Annotated in this window: 22 protein-coding genes; 11 read left to right on the forward strand and 11 right to left on the reverse strand. The window is 59.9% G+C overall.

Annotation, left to right across the window (positions count from 1 at the left end; genetic code table 11):
* Window positions 1-864 (reverse strand): HlyD family secretion protein, encoded by an 864-nt coding sequence (locus tag CPH57_RS07615; protein WP_015377735.1) that lies wholly within the window; start codon window positions 862-864, stop codon window positions 1-3.
* A gap of 3 nt (window positions 865-867) precedes the next feature.
* Window positions 868-1,104, reverse strand: coding sequence for a DUF1656 domain-containing protein (locus CPH57_RS07620; protein ID WP_025159708.1), 237 nt, complete (start codon window positions 1,102-1,104; stop codon window positions 868-870).
* A 180-nt stretch (window positions 1,105-1,284) separates the two neighbouring features.
* Here CPH57_RS07620 and slyA point away from each other — a divergent pair, with 180 nt between their 5' ends.
* Entirely contained in the window at window positions 1,285-1,716 is a 432-nt protein-coding gene (slyA, locus tag CPH57_RS07625) for a transcriptional regulator SlyA (protein WP_004931301.1), read from the forward strand.
* A gap of 92 nt (window positions 1,717-1,808) precedes the next feature.
* Here the strand turns inward: slyA and CPH57_RS07630 are convergent, their stop codons facing one another.
* Window positions 1,809-2,273, reverse strand: coding sequence for a glycine zipper 2TM domain-containing protein (locus CPH57_RS07630; RefSeq protein ID WP_025159710.1), 465 nt, complete (start codon window positions 2,271-2,273; stop codon window positions 1,809-1,811).
* A gap of 351 nt (window positions 2,274-2,624) precedes the next feature.
* Here CPH57_RS07630 and anmK point away from each other — a divergent pair, with 351 nt between their 5' ends.
* The 5 genes from anmK (at window position 2,625) to pdxY (ending at window position 7,199) form a co-directional block, all read left to right on the forward strand.
* Entirely contained in the window at window positions 2,625-3,746 is a 1,122-nt protein-coding gene (gene anmK / locus CPH57_RS07635; protein ID WP_096242199.1) for an anhydro-N-acetylmuramic acid kinase, read from the forward strand.
* A 45-nt stretch (window positions 3,747-3,791) separates the two neighbouring features.
* Window positions 3,792-4,094: an MliC family protein gene (locus tag CPH57_RS07640; RefSeq protein WP_004931294.1), complete on the forward strand. Its 303-nt coding sequence runs from the start codon at window positions 3,792-3,794 to the stop codon at window positions 4,092-4,094.
* 88 nt (window positions 4,095-4,182) lie between these two features.
* A complete protein-coding gene (gene pdxH, locus CPH57_RS07645) occupies window positions 4,183-4,836 on the forward strand; it encodes a pyridoxamine 5'-phosphate oxidase (RefSeq protein WP_033642930.1) in 654 nt (217 codons plus the stop codon).
* A gap of 139 nt (window positions 4,837-4,975) precedes the next feature.
* Entirely contained in the window at window positions 4,976-6,250 is a 1,275-nt protein-coding gene (tyrS, locus tag CPH57_RS07650; RefSeq protein WP_033642931.1) for a tyrosine--tRNA ligase, read from the forward strand.
* Between the two features lie 88 nt (window positions 6,251-6,338).
* Entirely contained in the window at window positions 6,339-7,199 is an 861-nt protein-coding gene (pdxY, locus tag CPH57_RS07655) for a pyridoxal kinase PdxY (protein ID WP_096242200.1), read from the forward strand.
* A 39-nt stretch (window positions 7,200-7,238) separates the two neighbouring features.
* On the opposite strand, the gene gstA is transcribed toward pdxY, so the two are convergent.
* The 4 genes from gstA to CPH57_RS07675 form a co-directional block, all read right to left on the reverse strand.
* The gene (gene gstA, locus CPH57_RS07660) at window positions 7,239-7,844 is read right to left on the reverse strand and encodes a glutathione transferase GstA (protein ID WP_025302671.1); all 606 of its coding nucleotides are present in this window, start codon (window positions 7,842-7,844) and stop codon (window positions 7,239-7,241) included.
* A gap of 92 nt (window positions 7,845-7,936) precedes the next feature.
* The gene (gene dapA / locus CPH57_RS07665; protein ID WP_042784387.1) at window positions 7,937-8,821 is read right to left on the reverse strand and encodes a 4-hydroxy-tetrahydrodipicolinate synthase; all 885 of its coding nucleotides are present in this window, start codon (window positions 8,819-8,821) and stop codon (window positions 7,937-7,939) included.
* Window positions 8,822-9,183: 362 nt separating this feature from the next.
* Complete coding sequence (locus CPH57_RS07670; RefSeq protein WP_033642935.1) at window positions 9,184-9,447, reverse strand: DUF3811 domain-containing protein; 264 nt, start codon at window positions 9,445-9,447, stop codon at window positions 9,184-9,186.
* Between the two features lie 95 nt (window positions 9,448-9,542).
* The gene (locus tag CPH57_RS07675) at window positions 9,543-10,238 is read right to left on the reverse strand and encodes an HD domain-containing protein (RefSeq protein WP_080376477.1); all 696 of its coding nucleotides are present in this window, start codon (window positions 10,236-10,238) and stop codon (window positions 9,543-9,545) included.
* A 200-nt stretch (window positions 10,239-10,438) separates the two neighbouring features.
* Here CPH57_RS07675 and CPH57_RS07680 point away from each other — a divergent pair, with 200 nt between their 5' ends.
* On the forward strand, window positions 10,439-10,831 hold the full coding sequence (locus CPH57_RS07680) for a nuclear transport factor 2 family protein (RefSeq protein ID WP_033642937.1): 393 nt from the start codon (window positions 10,439-10,441) through the stop codon (window positions 10,829-10,831).
* Here the strand turns inward: CPH57_RS07680 and CPH57_RS07685 are convergent.
* Window positions 10,828-11,097 (reverse strand): hypothetical protein, encoded by a 270-nt coding sequence (locus CPH57_RS07685; RefSeq protein WP_033642938.1) that lies wholly within the window; start codon window positions 11,095-11,097, stop codon window positions 10,828-10,830. The two genes, CPH57_RS07680 and CPH57_RS07685, sit on opposite strands and share 4 nt — an antisense overlap.
* Before the next feature lie 276 nt (window positions 11,098-11,373).
* Here CPH57_RS07685 and CPH57_RS07690 point away from each other — a divergent pair, with 276 nt between their 5' ends.
* Window positions 11,374-11,754 (forward strand): nuclear transport factor 2 family protein, encoded by a 381-nt coding sequence (locus CPH57_RS07690; protein ID WP_033642939.1) that lies wholly within the window; start codon window positions 11,374-11,376, stop codon window positions 11,752-11,754.
* A 7-nt stretch (window positions 11,755-11,761) separates the two neighbouring features.
* On the opposite strand, the gene CPH57_RS07695 is transcribed toward CPH57_RS07690, so the two are convergent.
* A complete protein-coding gene (locus tag CPH57_RS07695; protein WP_033644265.1) occupies window positions 11,762-12,142 on the reverse strand; it encodes a RidA family protein in 381 nt (126 codons plus the stop codon).
* Window positions 12,143-12,323: 181 nt separating this feature from the next.
* Here CPH57_RS07695 and CPH57_RS07700 point away from each other — a divergent pair, with 181 nt between their 5' ends.
* Window positions 12,324-13,178, forward strand: a complete 855-nt coding sequence (locus CPH57_RS07700; RefSeq protein ID WP_033642940.1) for an aminoglycoside phosphotransferase family protein — start codon at window positions 12,324-12,326, stop codon at window positions 13,176-13,178.
* On the opposite strand, the gene CPH57_RS07705 is transcribed toward CPH57_RS07700, so the two are convergent.
* Both CPH57_RS07705 and CPH57_RS07710 read right to left on the reverse strand, forming a co-directional pair.
* On the reverse strand, window positions 13,143-13,646 hold the full coding sequence (locus CPH57_RS07705; RefSeq protein WP_033652588.1) for a cupin domain-containing protein: 504 nt from the start codon (window positions 13,644-13,646) through the stop codon (window positions 13,143-13,145). The genes CPH57_RS07700 and CPH57_RS07705 overlap by 36 nt on opposite strands.
* A gap of 100 nt (window positions 13,647-13,746) precedes the next feature.
* Window positions 13,747-14,934 (reverse strand): benzoate/H(+) symporter BenE family transporter, encoded by a 1,188-nt coding sequence (locus tag CPH57_RS07710; RefSeq protein ID WP_033652587.1) that lies wholly within the window; start codon window positions 14,932-14,934, stop codon window positions 13,747-13,749.
* Between the two features lie 115 nt (window positions 14,935-15,049).
* Between CPH57_RS07710 and CPH57_RS07715 the strand changes: the two genes are divergently transcribed.
* Window positions 15,050-15,613, forward strand: a complete 564-nt coding sequence (locus tag CPH57_RS07715) for a helix-turn-helix domain-containing protein (RefSeq protein WP_069100781.1) — start codon at window positions 15,050-15,052, stop codon at window positions 15,611-15,613.
* Window positions 15,614-15,807: 194 nt separating this feature from the next.
* Window positions 15,808-17,901, forward strand: a complete 2,094-nt coding sequence (locus CPH57_RS07720) for a prolyl oligopeptidase family protein (RefSeq protein ID WP_096242201.1) — start codon at window positions 15,808-15,810, stop codon at window positions 17,899-17,901.
* The last annotated feature ends 49 nt before the right edge of the window (window positions 17,902-17,950 follow it).

Genomic DNA, 17,950 nt, shown 5'->3' on the forward strand with positions numbered 1-17,950 from the left:
TTAGTTCCGCTGATGAATCGAAATGGTGCAGGTGGTGCCGGCAACCAGCGTCAAATCGGCGGGCACGTTGAGCAATTTTATCCGCACCGGCACGCGCTGAGCCAAACGCACCCAGGGAACATTGGGCTTAACATCCATTAATAGATCGTTGTTGCTGTCAACGCTCTGATCGTAAATGGCGCGGCCGATACTCTCTACTTCCCCCTGCAGCGGGGTGTTGCCGTTATATAAGACAATATCGGCTTTATTGCCTTCTTTTATATGTTTCAGCTTGGTTTCTTCGAAATAACCGAGTACATAAAACGAATGGACATCCACCAGTGCGACCAAAGGCGTGCCGGCGTTGGCGTAGTTCCCGACCCGCGCCTGCAGATTGGTGATATAACCGTCGGTCGGCGCGTAAATTTTAGTTTTGCTCAAATTCCATTTGGCCTGTTCCAGGTTGGCCAGGGCGGCTTTATAGGCGGCCTTCATTGCCTGAGCGGCTAAATTGGACTCATCCAAATCTTCAGCGGAAATAACGTTGCGCGGCAACCCGCGGCGTCGGGCGGCTTCATGGTCCGCCTTGGCCAGATCCGATTGCGCTTTTGCCACCGCGGCCTCGGCATTGTCCAGCGCGATCTGATAAGGCACCGGGTCGAGGGTAAAAATCAGACTTCCCGCAGGTACGAATTGATTGTCATTCGCACTTATTTTCTCTAATCTTCCAGAAACCTCAGGGGTGATATTGACGAGTTCTGCGCGCACTTTTCCGTCACGGGTCCATGGGGATTGCATATAATAATTCCAGAGCCACCAACCGGCGCAGACGGCAATGGCGCAGACGATCACCGTAGAAAAGTATTTTAATGTTTTATGCTGCATGGGTTACCAACTCGCTAAAATCCATAAGGAACCGCTGACGGTCAGGACGAAAATGGACAGGTCCATCAACATGGGGTGCCAGATTTCACCGGAATACATCCAGTCCCTGAGCAGCTGATGAATCAGCAACCATAAGACCAGTCCTAGCAAAAAAGCTTTAAATATGGGTGGAAAATAAAGCGATGCCCCCAGGACCAAATCGGGTAAGGGCGATGAGGCGTGTAACCATGATGTATTCACATTAACAATCCCTACGGGTGAATATGTTGAATATTTGCATAACGATTAAACAATAGCGGCTAAAAATAGTGGTTATTTCCACAATATACATTATATACATTTGTGTTTTTAATGTGAGTTACCCAAAATAGTCTAAGCTCTGGGAGGTAATGTTAGCATGCTAATTATAAGGAGGGGTAAGTGGAGTCAACATTAGGTTCAGATTTAGCACGATTGGTTCGTGTTTGGCGAGCGCTCATCGATCATCGGCTCAAGCCGTTGGAGCTGACCCAAACGCATTGGGTTACGTTGCACAATATCAATCGCTTGCCGCCGGAGCAGTCGCAAATCCAGCTGGCCAAGGCGATCGGTATCGAGCAACCGTCACTGGTTCGCACGCTGGACCAACTGGAGGAGAAGGGGCTTATCACGCGTCACACCTGTGCCAACGATCGCCGCGCGAAGCGCATCAAGCTGACCGAAGCGGCCGATCCGATCATCAGGGAAGTCGACAGTGTGATCACGTCTACGCGCAGTGAGATTTTAAGCGGCATTACCGCCGACGAAGTGCATCTGTTGGTAGGGCTGATTGGCAAGTTAGAACAAAATATCACCGAACTGCAGAACAAATAATAATATTCTTATTTTCTACGATTACAGTTTCACAGCATCAGAAATAAAACCGGAGGCGATTGCCTCCGGTTTGCCGTGTGCCGCCTGCTGACTTACAGCGGAGAGACGGTGATGGTGTCGCCCATGCGGGCCATGCGCACGCGCTGACCCGGGCTGAACTTGGTGTCGCCTGCTTTCTGCACCACGACGATGTTCTCTTTCTGGTCGGTTTTGATTTCCAGTTCGTAGCCTGAGGTACGACCGGCCACTTCACCGATGCTGTTGCCCGCCGCGCCGCCGGCGATAGCGCCCGCCGCGGTAGCCAGCGTACGGCCGGTGCCGCCGCCAACGGTGTTGCCCAACAGCCCACCAATTACCGCGCCGCCGATCATCCCCAAGGCGTTGGAGCCTTCGCCGCCCTGAATTTTAACCGGACGCACGGAAACCAGCGTCCCGTAAGTGACGTTCTGCACCTGCTTGGCCTGCGAGGACGAGTAGACATCGCCGGACATGGATTCATTGGCACACCCAGCCAACGTAACGGCGGCGACGGCAACGACGAGAAGACGCTTGATCATATAAAACTCCTGATGGTAGTAGTCCATAACCTGGTAATGCTCACCAGGCAAGATTCAGTGAAAATGATAGACAAAGTATGGCTGAAAGTTGATACAGCGCCATGCCTCATCGCTGCACGCAGCTTAACTTTTCTCTGTTCAACCAATAATAAACCGCGGTTTACCTTTATGACAGCCTCACCTTCATTCCGTTGCCGGTTAACGCACGGTTTAACACATAAAATGTGCCACAGCGACGCACCTGGCTCACGGCGCGTAAAAAAAGCATCATAATTCATGGCGTTAATTCGTCAATTCTGGTTTATTTGTCAGGATAAAATTTGCTTACCGTGCGGGTTAGAGGATGTTGCTATGAAGTCAGGCCGCTATATAGGCGTCATGTCCGGCACTAGTCTGGACGGAATCGATGTGGTATTGGCCGCGATTGACGATCGCATGGTGGCGCAGCAGGCCAGCTATAGCCATCCGATGCCGATCGCGCTGAAAAAAGAGATCCTGGGGATGTGCCAGGGGCAGCAAACCACGCTGGCCGCGGTCGGCCGGTTGGACGCACAGCTGGGCACGCTGTTTGGCGAGGCGGTGCTCGGCCTGCTGAAGCAAACCGGTATCGACGCGGATCATATCACCGCCATCGGCTGCCACGGCCAGACGGTATGGCACGAACCGGAAGGCGACGCGCGTTTCTCCATGCAGCTCGGCGACAACAACCGCATCGCCGCACTGACCAATATCACCACCGTCGGCGATTTCCGCCGGCGCGACATGGCTTACGGCGGGCAGGGCGCGCCGCTGGTGCCGGCGTTTCATCAGGCGCTGCTGGGGCATCCCGTCGAGCGGCGTATGGTGCTGAACATCGGCGGCATCGCCAACCTCTCTCTGCTGTTGCCCGGTGCGCCGGTGCGCGGTTTTGACACCGGGCCAGGCAACATGCTGATGGACGCCTGGATCTGGCGCCACCGCGCGCAACCTTACGATCAGGACGGCGGCTGGGCTATGCAGGGGCGCGTCTGTTTGCCGCTGTTGCAGCAGATGCTGGCGGACCCTTACTTCGCGCTGCCTGCGCCGAAAAGCACCGGCCGCGAGTATTTCAACATCGCCTGGCTGGAGCGTCAGCTGGCCGGATTACCGGCGATTGCGCCGTTCGACGTGCAGGCCACGCTGACGGAGCTGACCGCCGTCAGCATCAGCGAACAGGTGTTGCTGGCCGGCGGGTGCGAGCGTTTGCTGGTGTGCGGCGGCGGGGCGCGCAACACGCTGCTGATGGCGCGTCTGTCTGCGCTGCTGCCGGGGACGGAAGTTGGGCTGACCGACGATTTCGGCGTCAGCGGCGACGATATGGAGGCCTTGGCCTTTGCCTGGCTGGCGTTTCGCACGCTGTCCGGCCAGGCCGGCAACCTGCCTTCGGTGACCGGCGCCAGCCGTGAAACGGTGCTGGGTGGGATTTATCCGGTTTTGCCATTCGGGGGGCGCTAGCTCTGTTAGGATAGCCTGTGAAGGATTTTTCTAAGGAGCAACAGCATGAAAAAAGTCATTTTCGTCGCCGGCGCGCTGGCGCTGTCCGGCTGCAGCTACATCCTGCCGCAGAGCAGCCAGACGATGCACTACCAGTGCGGCACCACGCCGTTGACGGTGGCGCTCGACGGCAAGGCGAGCGAAGTCAGCCTGCTGATGGATGGCGAACAGCTGCATCTCAAGCAGGTGCTGGCGTTGACCGGCGCTAAATACAGCGACGGCAAATACACTTTTTGGTCGAAAGACCGCAATGCCTATCTTGAGCGCAACGGCAAGGTAGTCATGAGCGACTGCGTGTTGACGGAGTGACGGTCAGCGGTGGCGTCGGAGCGATTGAGTTCCTGGCGCCGCAGGCGCAGAATGTAACGACGGATTTTTCAGTTGGTCGATAACCCAGATGATTGAAAAGAATGAGTTTGATGTTGCGGACCTGCGCCGTGAATATACCCGAGGCGGCCTGCGCCGCAACGATCTGACCGCCAATCCGCTCGAGCTGTTCGAGCGTTGGCTGAAACAGGCCTGCGACGCGCGCCTGGCCGATCCGACCGCCATGTGCGTCGCTACCGTCGACGAACGCGGCCAGCCGTATCAGCGCATCGTGCTGCTCAAGCATTTCGATGAGCAGGGGTTGGTGTTCTACACCAACCTCGGCAGCCGCAAGGCGCAGCAGCTGGCGCAAAACCCGCATATCAGCCTGCTGTTCCCCTGGCACATGCTCGATCGTCAGGTGATTTTCCTCGGTCAGGCGGAGCGCCTGTCGACCCTCGAAGTGCTGAAGTATTTCCATAGCCGGCCGAAGGACAGCCAAATCGGCGCCTGGGTGTCGCAGCAGTCGTCACGCATTTCCGCGCGCGGCGTGCTGGAAAGCAAATTCCTCGAGCTGAAGCAGAAGTTCCAGCAGGGCGAGGTGCCGTTGCCGAGTTTCTGGGGCGGATTCCGCGTGAAATTTGACTCCGTCGAGTTCTGGCAGGGCGGCGCCCACCGCCTGCATGACCGTTTCCTGTATCAGCGGGACGGGAATGACTGGAAAATTGACCGACTGGCACCTTGAAGACGTAAAATCCCCCTCTAAGCGCTGGTGCTGACGCCGCCGGCGCTTTATTCTATGCGCTACCCTGAATTTTTATTTCGCCACTGGGCGAAAGGCCGTGTACCGGCAAAGGTGCATTCGTTTATACATGGAGTCATTGATGGCAAGCAGCAACTTGATTAAACAACTGCAAGAGCGGGGCCTCGTTGCCCAGGTTACGGATGAGGAAGCGTTAGCGGAGCGACTGGCGCAAGGGCCAATTGCACTGTATTGCGGTTTCGATCCGACCGCTGACAGCTTGCATTTGGGCCATCTGGTTCCTCTGTTGTGCCTGAAGCGCTTCCAGCTGGCCGGCCACAAACCGGTAGCGCTGGTGGGCGGCGCCACTGGCCTCATCGGCGATCCGAGCTTCAAAGCGGCGGAGCGCAAGCTGAACACCACCGATACGGTGAACGAGTGGGTTGAGAAGATCCGCAAACAGGTTTCCCCGTTCCTCGATTTCGACTGCGGCAGCAACAGCGCTATCGCGGCCAACAACTACGATTGGTTCGGCGGCATGAACGTGCTGACCTTCCTGCGTGATATCGGCAAGCACTTCTCCGTCAACCAGATGATCAACAAGGAAGCGGTCAAGCAGCGCCTGAATCGCGACGACTCCGGCATCTCCTTCACCGAGTTCTCCTACAACCTGCTGCAGGGCTTCGATTTCTCCGAGCTGTACAACCGCCACCAGGTGGAGCTGCAGATCGGCGGTTCCGATCAGTGGGGCAACATCACCTCGGGCATCGATCTGACGCGTCGTCAGCATCAGAAGCAGGTGTTCGGCCTGACCGTGCCATTGATCACCAAGGCAGACGGCACCAAGTTCGGTAAAACCGAAGGCGGCGCGGTCTGGCTGGCGCCGGAAAAAACCAGCCCGTACAAGTTCTACCAGTTCTGGATCAACACCGCCGATGCCGACGTTTACCGCTTCCTGAAGTTCTTCACCTTCATGAGCCTGGAAGAGATCAACGCGCTGGAAGAAGAAGACAAGAACAGCGGCAAGGCGCCGCGCGCCCAGTACGTGCTGGCGGAAGAAGTGACCGGCATGGTGCACGGTGCGGAAGGCCTGGCGGCTGCCAAGCGCATCACCCAGAGCCTGTTCTCCGGCGCGCTGCATGACATGACCGAAGCGGACTTCGCCCAGCTGGCGCAGGACGGCATGCCGACCATCAAACTTGAGCGCGACGCCGATCTGCAGCAGGCGCTGGTGAATGCTGAACTGGTGCCGTCACGTGGCCAGGCGCGCACCATGATCGGTTCCAACGCGGTGACCATCAACGGCGAGAAACAGTCGGATGCCGAATACCGCTTCAGCGATGCGGACCGTCTGTTTGGCCGTTACACGCTGCTGCGCCGCGGCAAGAAACACTACTGCCTGGTGGACTGGCAGTAAGCGTATAATGATGGTAAGGGGCCCAGGCGGCCCCTTTCTTTTTGGGCAGCCGCCAGGCTGGCTGCCGCATTCCCAACGAGTTCTGTCGATGAAAAACATTCTTTCTATCCAGTCGCACGTGGTGTTTGGTCACGCCGGCAACAGTGCGGCGGAGTTTCCGATGCGCCGCATGGGCGTCAACGTCTGGCCGCTGAACACGGTGCAGTTCTCCAACCATACGCAATACGGTCAGTGGACCGGCTGCGTCATGCCGGCCAGCCACCTGAGCGAGATCGCGCAGGGCATCGCCAATATCGATCAGCTGAAACGCTGTGATGCGGTGCTGAGCGGTTATATCGGTTCGCCGGAGCAGGGTGACCATATTCTGGCGATCGTGCGTCAGGTTAAGCAGGCGAATCCGAACGCCTGGTATTTCTGCGATCCGGTGATGGGACATCCTGAAAAGGGCTGCATCGTGGCGCCGGGGGTGGCCGAGTTTCACTGCCGTCAGGCGTTGCCGTGCAGCGACATGGTGGCGCCGAACCTGCTGGAGCTGGAAATGCTGAGCCAGATGGCCGTCGCCAACGTGGACGACGCGGTGCAGGCCGCTCGATCGCTGATCGCCAAGGGGCCGCGATTGGTGCTGGTCAAGCACCTGGCCCGTGCCGGCTATCACACCGACTGTTTCGAAATGCTGCTGGTGACGGCGGACGAAGCCTGGCACATTAGCCGGCCGCTGGTGGACTTCGGGGCGCGTCAGCCGGTTGGCGTCGGCGATTTGACCAGTGGTCTGCTGCTGGTGGATCTGCTGAAGGGCGAGGCGCTGGATAAAGCGCTGGAGCACGTGACCGCCGCCGTGTATGAGGTGATGCTGACCACGCAGGCGATGGGCGAGTATGAATTGCAGGTGGTGGCGGCGCAGGATCGGATCGCGCAGCCGCGCAGCGAGTTCAGAGCGGTAAAACTGTAAGCGGCATCGGGCCCCGGCGAGAGCCGCCGGGGCTGAACCTTACTTCAATCCTTCGGCGTTCAGCGCCGCGTCTACCGCCGGGCGCGCCGCAACGCGATCGAACCAGGCCGCCAGATGGGCGTGCTTGCGCACATCGAACTGCAGGGCGAATGCCCAGCGCAGCACGGTGAACAGGTAGGCGTCGGCCACGCTGAAACGGCTTCCCAACAGGAAGTGCTGCTTCGCCAGCACCGAATCCAGATAGCTGAACTGCTGCTCCAGCCTGGCGCGCGCGATGGTTTTATATTCCTCGGGCGTCTTCGGGTTGAACAGCGGGCTGAACCCTTTGTGCAGCTCGGTGGCGATGTAGTTCAGCCATTCGATCGCGTGGTAGCGCGACAGGGTGCCCGCCGCCGGGATCAGGTTGCGGTCCGGCACTCGGTCCGCCAGGTATTGCACGATCGCCACGCCTTCAGTCAGCAGGCTGCCGTCATCCAGCAGCAGCGCCGGTACCTGTCCCTTGGGGTTGATGGCGAGGTAATCGGCGCCGCTCTCGGTTTTCTTCTGCGCCAGATCGACCTTCTCCGCCGTAAAATCCAGCCCTGCCTCACGCAACACGATATGCGGGGACAGCGAACAGGCGCCGGCTTTATAGAACAGTTTCATCGGAAGCTCCTTGTTGATGACGAATGACGGGCATGCTTAACCTCTCATCGTAGTCCCATAGCGCCAAAATTACAGCGGCTTAGCTAACAAATTTAACCGACTATCGCCTCGGCGGGCTGCAGCTGCGCCAGCGTCGCGGCGATCTGCTGCTGCAGCGCCTGCGGCGCCACCTGCATCGGCGAGCGCAGTTCGTTGGCGATCAGCCCCTGTTGGGCCAGCACGGTCTTGACCGGCGCCGGATTCGGGAAGCTGAACATCTGGTGGATCATCGGCAACAGCTCATAGAAGTTGCTGCGCGCCGCGGCCAGATCGCCGGCGGCGACTTGCTGCACCAGCTGGACGAAACGTTCCGGGTGAACATGCGCGGCGGCGGAGATGGCGCCGGTACCGCCGAGGCACAGCGTGGTGAGGATCAGATTGTCTTCCCCGGTCATCACATCGATTTCGCCGTCGGCGATCAGCGCCATGGTGGCGTCAGGGTTGCCGCCGCAATCCTTGATGGCGGTGATGCGCGGGTGACGTGCGAGCCGGCGCAGCGTGGCCAGCTCCATGGCGATGCCGGTGCGCTGCGGAATGTTGTACAGGATCACCGGCACGGTGGAGGCGTCGGCCAACTGGGTGAAATAGTCTATCAGGCCGCATTGCGAAGGGCGGATGTAGTAAGGCGCCGGGATAAGCACGCCGGCGATGTCGCGCAGTTGAATGGCTTGCTGCATCTGCAGCGTGGCGGCCATGTTATTGCCGGAAAGGCCCATCACCACCTGATGGGCGGGCGCCACCTCCAGAACGGCGTCGAGCACCGCCAGCTGTTCTTCCTTGCTCAGCGCGGCGGCTTCACCGGTAGAGCCGCAGACCACCAGGCCGTCGATGCCGGCGTCGAGCAGGTGCCGCGCCAGGCGTTTAACCGCCGGCAGATCGACGGCATCTTGATTGAAAGGGGTAACCATCGCCACCCAAATACCCGAAAATGAGGCCATAAAATATTCCTTCTGTGTGACCGACAGAGAAGCCAGATGAGAAAATTGAAGGCGGGGCGTTGCAGGCCATCCAGTCAGCTCATCTGACGGGACAGCTCGCCCCGGTCAAATGAGCGTCTGTTTCTTCGATGTAACCGCCGCCAAACCGCCAACGGGCAACGCCGGGAGAATCGGTGTATTAACGTTGCGCGGATAGGCCATGGCAGTCTCGTGAAAAGAGGATGTGGAGGTGATAATGAATATTCTTCATCAGGCTGTCAATTTACAACAGATTGATAACATTGTTATTCATGATGGGTGAGGGCAGATGAGTTTGGCTAATAAACGACAATCCCCGCGGCGGCGGGGATTGTTTGGCTGATTCAGCGCGGCGGGCGGGTACCGATGGTGGCGGACCAACTGAAGGTGTCGCCGCTTGGCCGGTAGCGGTTGGCTTTGCGTTCCGCGCGCTCTGCCTTGGCGAGCTTCGCTCTGGCGGCCATGATGCGCGCCACCACTTCATCTTTGACCTTGTGCTGTTCGGCGTTGGTCAGCGGCCGGCCGTGGCTTTTACGCGCTTTGTCCAGCTCGGTTTTGACTTCTCGTTGCTCGCTTTCCGTCATCTCTTTCAACGTCAACTTTTTCATCTTTGCCGCCCGTTCGGTGAAGTTGGCTTTCAGTTTAACGGCGTTATGTGACCGAAAATGTTATGGGCATAACGAAAATGCCCCGTAAGCCCAGGTTACACCTCTTCCAGCAGATCGTCGACAAAGCGCCGCATCCGTTCGGTGCGCTGCTCGGCCATCTGTCGCCCGGCGGCGGTCTGGAAGCCGTCTTGCAGCTTGAAGAGCTTGGTTTCGAAGTGATCCAGGCTGAAACGCTTGTCATCGTATTGACGATGTTCGGCCCGCGGATCCGCAGCGTCATACAGCGCGCTGCGCATGCGGCCGCCGATATAGAAGCAGCGGGCTACGCCAATCAGGCCAATGGCGTCGAGACGATCGGCGTCCTGCAGGATCTTCGCTTCCAGCGTTTGCGGGGGGATGCCGGCGGAAAAACTGTGTGCTTCGATAGCGTGGGCCACCGCCGCGATGTCCGCCGGCGACCATTCGAGCCGGGTCAGCGTCAGCGTGGCTTGCTGCGCCGCCATGCGCGAAGCCAGGTGACGCTGCGGCGAATTCTTTTCCACCGCCACGGCGTCATGCAGCAGCACCGCCGCGCAGAGAATGCGCCGGTCGCCGCCTTCCAGCTTGCTGATGCGGCGGCAGTTCTTCCAGACTCGGTGCAGGTGCGCCACATCGTGCGAGCCATCGTCCGATTCGAGGGTGAGCGGCAGCAGCGTTTGCGCCAGCGTCTGGTAGGGGGAAAACGGTTGTAACAGCTCTTGCGTCAGCGAGGGTAAAGACACGTTCAGCTCCTGTTGGGGGAAATCGGGCAATCAGCATAGTCGCGTCGGAGGTCGAGGGAATGACAGAAGACGACTATTGTTTACTAAAGTGCAACCTACTATTGTCACAACTGCGGTTTTTGCAGCGAAACAAGCAACCTAGAATAGCCGCATTCCGCCGTCTCCGCCTGGTGAGAGCCTGTGTCCGCGGAGATGGTCGGAATATCCTTATCAGCCATGGGAGAAGAGACATGCCAACCCCTCTTGAGATAGTGCGCGCGACTTACGAAGGCAGTTCCGAAGAAAACGGCCGTAATCTGCTGGCGGCGCTGGCCCCCGATGCCGAGTGGACCGAAGCCGCCGGTTTCCCTTACGCCGGTACCTATATCGGCCCGGAGAATATCATCAAGAACGTGCATCAGCGTTTGGGCAGCGAATGGCAAGGTTACCGCGCCGATGTCGATCACTTTTACGACGCCGGCGACAACGTGATTGCTCAGGGTTTTTATCACGGCACTTACCGGGCCACCGGCAAAGCATTCAGCGCCTCCTTTGCGCATATTTATACGGTGCGCGCCGGCAAGATCGTGAAGTTCGTGCAGATTGTCGACAGCGCTAAAGTGCTGGAAGCGATGCAGCCTTAATCGCCGCTGTGCTTGCCGAATTTGCGGTCAAACTCGCGCCGGTAACCCCGAGCCTTGTTGCGATCGCGGATCCACAAATAGCCGCACACCAGCGCAACCGCTCCCGAGAAGGTGACGTTGCGCATATCCCGGTCATACCAAAACACCAACAGCGCATCCAGCGCAGCAATCAGCGCGATCCATTTGTACATATGGGATTGGCGCCGCGTGGCGGCGTTGAGTCGTTTTAACTGTCTGGCTTCGTCCAACACCGGTTTTTGCTGCATAGCGTTTCGTTATCATCAGGCTGTTCACGCTAAATTAGCAGAATCCTGCCAACTGCCGCAAAGATTAACGCACGCCGTCAGGCGGTTTTCAGCGTTCCCCGGGGCACGCTGAAAATTTATGCGCAGACGCTGGTATTGTTTATCGGGTGTGATAGATTATTTATTCGCTATTTATGGGTTTTTATTCAATCAGCGCTGTGTCATCAAGCCGTAGTACTGGGCGGTTAACGTGATGGGTTCGACGCATGCGGCGGTTAACTTCGGCAGGAGAATATGATGAACGATAAGACGGCACGCCCGCAGGATGTGGTTCAACAACAGCTTGACGCCTATAACGCCCGCGATATCGAGGCCTTTATGGCCTGCTGGGCGGATGACGCGCAGTATTACGAACACCCCGACACGCTGCTGGCCAGCGGCAAGGCGGCGATCCGCGAACGGCATCTGGCGCGCTTTCGCGAGCCGAGCCTGTACGGCGAACGGATAAAACGCATGGCGGTGGGGAATATGGTGGTCGATCAGGAGGTGGTGACGCGCAACTTCCCGCAGGGGCGCGGCAAAATGGATGTCATCGCCATTTACGAAGTGGAACAGGGGCGGATCGCCAAAGCCTGGTTCAAGATTGGCCCCTGCGTGCCGGACGAAGGCGCGCTCTAGCCGCGCCTTATTGCAACGCCATCACCGCCTCTATCTCTACGCACACTGCGGGTGAGAACAACGCGCTGACCGCCATCAAAGAACAGGCCGGCAGCGCGCCGTCGAAATAGTCAAACAGCACCGGGCGCACGCTCGCCAGATCGGCGATGTCGGTCAGGAACACGCTGATTTTAATCAATGCCTTGAGATTGACGCCTTCGCTGGCGGCGATGGTCGCCAATTGCTCAAGGATCTCCTGCGTTTGCTGCGGCGCGCTCAAGCCCTGCGCGTCGGTGGCGAAGGCCGTCAAGCCAGATACGTACAGGCGATCGCCGTGGCGCACGGCGTGCACATAAGGGCCACCCGGCGTAGGCAATTGCGGATAATTAATGCGTTTTAATGATGTCATGGTCAAACCCCGCGCAAGACCGGTTAATAAAATCGACAAACTTGGTTAGGATACTGGAGAAAACGCGGCAAAGCGCCGCACGCCGATGATATCTGAGAGAATCATCCCCCTTTATGTTATACGCCGTCTCTCACGCGAATGTGACAGTGCGGCGCAGATCGGCAACAAGGACGCAGAGACGATGAACCCGCTTTTTACGCCTTACCTGCAGCGCTGGCGGCTGGAGCAGGACGGCAAAGCCTTCGAAACCCACAGCAGTCTATTGATGCCGGTGCGTTACCGGGGCGCGGCGGCCATGCTGAAGATCGCCCGCGAGCAGGAGGAGCGCTTCGGTGGTCAGCTGATGTGCTGGTGGCGTGGAGAAGGTGCCGCGCAGGTGCTGGCGTGGCACGACGACGGCATTTTGCTGGAGCGCGCGCAGGGCGAAGGGTCGTTGGCGCAGCTGGTGCGTGACGGCGACGATGAACAAGCCACGCAGATCCTGTGCCGGGCGATCGCCGCCTTGCATGCGCCGCGGGCGGCGCCGTTGCCTGAGCTTATCCCGTTGCAGGAGTGGTTCAGCTCGCTGTGGCCGGCGGCCCAGGCGCACGGCGGCATGCTGCGTCTCAGCGCCACGGCGGCGGCGGAGCTGTTGAGCAGCCCGCGAGAAGAAAGCGTGTTGCACGGGGATATCCACCATGACAATGTGCTGGACTTTGGTGCACGCGGTTGGCTGGCGATCGATCCCAAGCGTTTGTACGGTGAACGGGGCTTCGATTACGCCAACATCTTCTGCAATCCTAACTACGGCGTCGCCACCGATCCGGCCATTTTCCATCGCCGCGTGGAACAGGTGTGCCGGTTGGCCGGGCTGGATCGCCGGCGTCTGCTGCAATGGATCCTGGCCTGGTCGGGGCTTTCCGCCGCCTGGTTTATGGAAGACGGGCAGGCGGCGGACATTGATTTTCGCGTCGCTGAACTGGCGGCGCGCGCGCTGGATCTCACGTTGCCGGACGGCGATTCAGGGTTCATCCTGCCAGTAATCGAGCGAGGCTGAAGGGCGCTGCAGATAACGCACCTGCTCGCCATCATTGCCGCGCGCCATCGCCTGGTATTTACCTGAGTCCGGATACATCACCACTTCCGGCTGTTCGCGCGTGCTGACGGACAGATACTTCAGCGGCGCATCGGAGGTGTTGATGATCTGGTGCGGGTATTCCGGGCCAGGCGGAATGAAAATGACATCTCCGCTGACGATCGGCAGCATTTCTCCGGCTACCCGCAGCGTTCCGCTGCCTTCCAGAATGATGAACATTTCCTCCTGAGCGTAGTGAAAATGATAGGGGCAGGAACGCATGCCCGGCGCCACACAATCGAAGGAGGCGCCCAGCTTGTCGGCGGCGGTGCCGGTGCCGAGACGAGCGCCGACGCTGTCATACAGCGGCGGCCGCCGGTCATGCTTCATCTCTACCTGTTCGACATTGCGTATCAAGCGCTGGGCTAACAGCGCGGCTTTCTCGGTCATAAGCTTCCTTGGTGACGGCGTCACTTATTATGTGAATTGACATTCAGACGACAGAGAAAGTGAAGGCGCCACGGCGCCGCTTGTCAATGTAGACCGCCCGTTACGTCACGGTGTTTCGCCGCGGCAGCGACAGCAGCAGATGCGCGATGGCGCCGCCGACAATGCCCCAGAATGCCGAACCGATGCCGAGCAACGTGACGCCGGAGGCGGTGATGAGGAAGGCGATCAGCGCCGCGTCGCGCTGTTTTTCATCATGCAGCGCGCGTTGCAGGCTGCCGCCGATGGTGCCGAGCAGCGCCAGCCCGGCGATGGTGTGGATCAAGGCGACCGGCAACGCGCTGAACAGCAGGCCGATGGCGCCGCCGAACAACCCGGCCAACAAATAGAAGCCGCCGGCGGCCACCGCGCCCATATAGCGCCGCTGTGGATCGGGATGCACGTCCGGCCCCATGCAAATGGCGGCGGTAATGGCGGCGATGCACACCGAGAAACCGCCGAATGGCGCCAGCAGCAGCGCGGTCAGCGCCGTCCAGGCGATCAGCGGTGAGGTGGGGACACGGTAGCCCGCCGCCTGCAGCGTAGCGATCCCGGGGGCGTTCTGTGAAGCCATGGTGACCACGAAGAAGGGCACGCCGATGCCGAGCAGCGTCGGCCAGCTGAAATGCGGCGCGATAAATTCCGGCACGGCGACCGCCGGCGCCTGTTGCGCCAGATGGATATCGCCCTGTAGCGCGGCGATCGCCAGCCCAATCGCCAGCGTCAGTACGATGGCATAACGCGGCAGGTAACGGCGGCTGAGCAGATAGGCCAGCCCCATACCGGCGCTGAGGAGGAAATTGAGCTGCAGTGAAGCGAAGGCGTCCAGCCCGAAACGCAGCAGGATCCCCGCCAACATCGCGGCAGAAATCGCCTGCGGAATATAATCCATCAGGCGGGCGAACAGCCCGGTGACGCCGCAGAGCAGGATCAGGCCCGACGCGAAGATGAACACTCCGATCGCCTCATTGATCGGCGTGCCGGGCAGGCTGGTGACCAGCAGCGCCGCTCCTGGCGTCGACCACGCGGTGAGGATCGGGGTGCGATAGTACAGCGAAAGCCCCAGCGAGGTGACGCCCATCGCGATCCCAAGCGTGCTCAGCCAGCCGCCGATCTGCGCCGGCGTGGCGCCAGCAGCGGCGGCGGCCTGGAAAATGATGGCGGCAGAGCTAGTGTAGCCGACCAGAACGGCGACAAAGCCGGCCATGACGGCGGGCAGGGTCAGATGGCGCAAGGAGAGGGCTGGGCGCATGAGGAGCTCCAATCGGTGAGTGTGCGTTATAACGCACGGTAAGAAATCAGCATAGCACCGTGCGCTATAGCGCACAAGCGGGTATAATCGAGCGCGATACGCAGAGGAGAACAGGATGCAGGAACTTGCCGGCCATTTGGCGCACACCCTTCGCACGTTGCGCGCGCAGCGCGGCTGGAGCCTGACGCAGGCGGCGGAATACACCGGCGTCAGCAAAGCGATGCTTGGGCAGATTGAGCGCGGCGAATCCAGCCCGACGGTGGCGACGCTGTGGAAGATCGCCACCGGTTTCAACGTGGCGTTCTCCGCCTTTCTTGAGGCGTCGCCCGCGCAGCAGCAGGCGACGCTGCACCGCTACGGCGAACTGCCGGTGTACGATCAGAACAACGCCGATATGCGCGTGGTGCCGCTGTTTCCCTACGATCGCCAGCTGGGTTTCGACATGTTCGTCATCGATCTCGCGCCGGGCGCGCTCAGCGAATCGTCGCCGCATGAGCCGGGCGTGATTGAGCATGTGATCGTGATCAGCGGCCGGTTGGAATTGGCGATAGACGGCGAGTGGCACAGCCTGGCAGCCGGCGAGGCGATGCGCTTTCAGGCCGATCGGCCGCATGCCTACCGCAACGCCGGTTCACACACGGTGCGCATTCACGATCTGATCCACTATCCTCAATCCTGACTCAACGCGGCGGCCGCGGGCTTTGACTCCGCGCCGCCAAACGCCTACCTTGTTGAAAATGACTCTTATTTCACAGGCTGTCGCCCATGACGGGGCGGCGTTGCAGCCGACTCAAAAGGAGCTTGATTTTGCCGGTCACCAATCGACGTCAGTTTATTAAACTCAGTGCGCAAACCGTAGGAGCCGTATTCGCGATGACTTCATTACCCAACAGTATCCGCCTGGCGATGGCGGCGGAGGGCGGCGCGGCCGCCGGCGATGAATTCCTGTGGCTGGAAGAGCTGCAGGGTAAAAAAGCGCTGCAATGGGTGCAGCAGGAAAATCAGCGCACCGTGGCACGTTTCGGCCAGGGCGAAGACTTTCAGCGCATTGAGCGCGAAGTCCTGGATATCCTCAATAAAGACACCCAGATCCCGTGGGTGAGCAAACGCGGCGAGTACTATTACAACTTCTGGCAGGATCAGGCCAACCCGCGTGGCCTGCTGCGACGCGCCACGCTGGACGAGTACCGCAAGGCCAAACCGGCCTGGGAGACGGTGCTGGATATCGATGCGCTGGGCAAGGCGGAGGGCAAGGATTGGGTTTATCAGGGCTCGCAGCCGCTGGCGCCGGAATACCGTTATTGCCTGATGCAGCTGTCGCCGGACGGCGGTGACGCCACCGAAATCCGCGAATTCGATTTGGTTGCCAAACGCTTCGTCAAAGAGGGTTTCAACGTGCCGGTGGCGAAAAGCCGGGTTTCCTGGGTCGATCGGGACACGCTGTTCATCGCCACCGATTTCGGCCCCGGCTCGATGACCCAGTCCGGCTACGCGCGCATCGCCAAACGCTGGCGGCGCGGCACGCCGTTGAGCGCCGCCGAAACGCTGTACGAAGCGCAGCCCGAGGACATGGCGGTCTTCGCCTATCACGACCGCACGCCGGGCTTTGAGCGCGATTTCGTCGGCCGCAGCCTGGACTTCTACCGCCGCGACTATTTCTTGCTGACTCAGGACGGCCGGCAGAAAAAAATCGACATCCCCGCCGACGCCGAGCTGGATACGCATCGGGAATGGCTGCTGATCAAGCCGAGCAGCGATTGGGACGTGGGCGGCAAGCGCTATCCGTCCGGCTCGCTGTTGGCGGCCAATTTCGACGACTATCTGGCGGGCAAGCGCGAGCTGCAGCCGCTGTTTACCCCGACGGCGGAGCAGGCGCTGAGCGGCTACAGCGGCACTCGCGATCACCTGATCCTCAGCATCATGGATAACGTGGTCAACCGACTGGAAGTGCTGACGCCGCAGGGCGGCAGCTGGCAACGTCGCCCGCTGGGCAACCCCGGCGCCATCAGCACCCTTTCCGCCGGCGGCATCGACGACGAGAGCAACGCCTATTTCCTGACGGTCAGCGGGTTCCTGCAGCCGACCTCGCTGTATATGGGCAACCTCGACGGCGGGGAAGCGACGCTGCTGAAACAGGCGCCGCAGGACTTTGACGCCGCCGGCTATCAGGTCAGCCAGCATTACGCGCGCTCCAAGGACGGCACCCGCGTGCCGTATTTCCAGATCGCCGCCAAAGATCTCAAGCTGGACGGCAGCACGCCGACGCTGCTGTACGGCTACGGCGGGTTTGAAGTGCCGCTGCTGCCGGGCTATCTGGGCGGCAAGGCGCCGGCCTGGCTGGAGCGCGGCGGGGTATACGTGGTGGCCAACATTCGGGGCGGCGGTGAATATGGTCCGGCCTGGCATCAGGCGGCGCTCAAGCAGAATCGTCATCGCGCCTATGAGGATTTCGCCGCCGTGGCCGAAGACCTGTTCGCTCGCAAGGTGACTTCCGCGCCGCATCTCGGCGCGCGCGGCGGCAGCAACGGCGGTCTGCTGGTAGGCAATATGCTGACGCTGTATCCGCAGCTGTTCGGCTGCATCGTCTGCGAAGTGCCGCTGTTGGACATGCAGCGCTATACCCAACTCTCCGCCGGCGCGTCGTGGATCGCGGAATACGGCGATCCGAGCAAGCCGGAGCAGTGGGCCTATATCAAAACCTTCTCGCCGTACCACAATATTCAGGCGAAAACGGCCTATCCGCCGGTGCTGTTCTATACCGCCACCAGCGACGATCGGGTCAACCCGGCCCACGCGCGCAAAATGGCGGCGCGCATGCAGGCGATGGGGTATCAGCAGGCTTACTTCTACGAAAATACCGAGGGTGGGCACAGCGCCGCCGCCGACAAGCAACAGGCGGCGTTCCACAGCGCGCTGGTGAGCGAATTCATGTGGGCCAACCTGAGCGGCAAGCGCAAGCCAGCGTAAACACGTTTCTTGCGGGCATAAAAAAACGCCGGGGGTTAACCCCGGCGTT

The sequence above is a fragment of the Serratia sp. JKS000199 genome (genome assembly GCF_900215455.1).
Taxonomy (GTDB): domain Bacteria; phylum Pseudomonadota; class Gammaproteobacteria; order Enterobacterales; family Enterobacteriaceae; genus Serratia; species Serratia ureilytica.

Coding starts and splice junctions, on each gene's coding strand:
- CPH57_RS07710 (WP_033652587.1), bottom strand. CDS start 14,934: ATGCGCCCAGCCCTCTCCTTGCGCCATCTGACCCTGCCCGCCGTCATG.
- CPH57_RS07690 (WP_033642939.1), top strand. CDS start 11,374: ATGAACGATAAGACGGCACGCCCGCAGGATGTGGTTCAACAACAGCTT.
- CPH57_RS07715 (WP_069100781.1), top strand. CDS start 15,050: ATGCAGGAACTTGCCGGCCATTTGGCGCACACCCTTCGCACGTTGCGC.
- pdxY (WP_096242200.1), top strand. CDS start 6,339: ATGAAAAACATTCTTTCTATCCAGTCGCACGTGGTGTTTGGTCACGCC.
- CPH57_RS07700 (WP_033642940.1), top strand. CDS start 12,324: ATGAACCCGCTTTTTACGCCTTACCTGCAGCGCTGGCGGCTGGAGCAG.
- gstA (WP_025302671.1), bottom strand. CDS start 7,844: ATGAAACTGTTCTATAAAGCCGGCGCCTGTTCGCTGTCCCCGCATATC.
- CPH57_RS07670 (WP_033642935.1), bottom strand. CDS start 9,447: ATGAAAAAGTTGACGTTGAAAGAGATGACGGAAAGCGAGCAACGAGAA.
- CPH57_RS07720 (WP_096242201.1), top strand. CDS start 15,808: ATGACTTCATTACCCAACAGTATCCGCCTGGCGATGGCGGCGGAGGGC.
- CPH57_RS07685 (WP_033642938.1), bottom strand. CDS start 11,097: ATGCAGCAAAAACCGGTGTTGGACGAAGCCAGACAGTTAAAACGACTC.
- pdxH (WP_033642930.1), top strand. CDS start 4,183: ATGATTGAAAAGAATGAGTTTGATGTTGCGGACCTGCGCCGTGAATAT.
- CPH57_RS07680 (WP_033642937.1), top strand. CDS start 10,439: ATGCCAACCCCTCTTGAGATAGTGCGCGCGACTTACGAAGGCAGTTCC.
- CPH57_RS07695 (WP_033644265.1), bottom strand. CDS start 12,142: ATGACATCATTAAAACGCATTAATTATCCGCAATTGCCTACGCCGGGT.
- CPH57_RS07615 (WP_015377735.1), bottom strand. CDS start 864: ATGCAGCATAAAACATTAAAATACTTTTCTACGGTGATCGTCTGCGCC.
- tyrS (WP_033642931.1), top strand. CDS start 4,976: ATGGCAAGCAGCAACTTGATTAAACAACTGCAAGAGCGGGGCCTCGTT.
- anmK (WP_096242199.1), top strand. CDS start 2,625: ATGAAGTCAGGCCGCTATATAGGCGTCATGTCCGGCACTAGTCTGGAC.
- CPH57_RS07630 (WP_025159710.1), bottom strand. CDS start 2,273: ATGATCAAGCGTCTTCTCGTCGTTGCCGTCGCCGCCGTTACGTTGGCT.
- dapA (WP_042784387.1), bottom strand. CDS start 8,821: ATGGCCTCATTTTCGGGTATTTGGGTGGCGATGGTTACCCCTTTCAAT.
- CPH57_RS07705 (WP_033652588.1), bottom strand. CDS start 13,646: ATGACCGAGAAAGCCGCGCTGTTAGCCCAGCGCTTGATACGCAATGTC.
- CPH57_RS07640 (WP_004931294.1), top strand. CDS start 3,792: ATGAAAAAAGTCATTTTCGTCGCCGGCGCGCTGGCGCTGTCCGGCTGC.